Genomic DNA, 992 nt, shown 5'->3' on the forward strand with positions numbered 1-992 from the left:
TTGGTGTTTCTGGATATGCATCCACTGAACAAACCGGAAGTGTTTGTGTCTGCTGCCCATGAAAAATGTGATGACAAGGGCGATCTGGTGGATGAAAAAACCCGCGAAATGGTAGCCAAACAACTGGTCGCTTTACAGGAATGGCACCTACGGTTGTCGTGACCTTTCCCTTGCGGGGTTGTCGATTAACGGCGACCAGATGTCAGAACATGAAAGTGGAGGGCTATGGCTTGGCCATAGCCCTGCGGTGATGCGGTGGTCAGATTTTTGGGCCGCGGCCTCTCACCGCATTGGCCACCAGGCTGACGACCAGCAAGACCAGGAAAATGAAGAAAATAATTTTGGCAATGGACGCCGCGCCGGAGGCGATACCGCCAAAGCCGAGCACGCCGGCAATAATTGCCACGATAAGAAATGTCAGAGCCCATCCAAGCATAATGGTTACCTCGTCCATGGTTGGTGTGTGATCACACTGTCCATATCACCGTAACGCGTTGATCTCTGCTCTGGCTTGGAACAGATTGTCTATTTGATCATCTTTCACATTTTTATTGTTACAGCTGGGATTGCCTGTCGAGCCATTTATCCATGGGCGCGGGAGCGAAATCCCGGAAATGATCCAGCAGTGCCACCGGGTCGTCGTGTACTTGCAGGAGGCGGTGGTGGTCCTTGCTCAGAAAGCCCTCTTGTACGCTATGTAGCAGGAACGTCTGGAGGGAATCGTAATAGTGGTTCACGTTGAGCAAGGCGCAGGGTTTTTGGTGAAAGCCCAGCTGTGCCCAGGTAAGAATTTCAAAAATTTCTTCCAGCGTACCCATGCCACCGGGCAAGGCAATAAACCCATCGGACTGGTCCGCCATGGCCGCTTTGCGTTCGTGCATGGAATCGACTATCTGCAATTCGCTCAGGTGATCGTTGCCGATTTCCCGACGCATCAGCGCATGGGGGATGATGCCAATGACCTCGCCCCCCTGGCGCATCACCGCGTTGGC

2 protein-coding genes are annotated in these 992 nt (G+C 53.1%); both read right to left on the reverse strand.

Translation table 11 applies throughout. The features are described from left to right. Positions 1-259: 259 nt before the first annotated feature. The gene (locus A3730_RS03130; RefSeq protein ID WP_082872236.1) at positions 260-436 is read right to left on the reverse strand and encodes a DUF1328 domain-containing protein; all 177 of its coding nucleotides are present in this window, start codon (positions 434-436) and stop codon (positions 260-262) included. Between the two features lie 118 nt (positions 437-554). Further along, positions 555-992: TIGR00730 family Rossman fold protein (locus A3730_RS03135; RefSeq protein ID WP_063537455.1), on the reverse strand; the 438-nt coding region annotated here is incomplete at its 5' end.

It is taken from the genome of Alcanivorax sp. HI0044 (assembly GCF_001634945.1).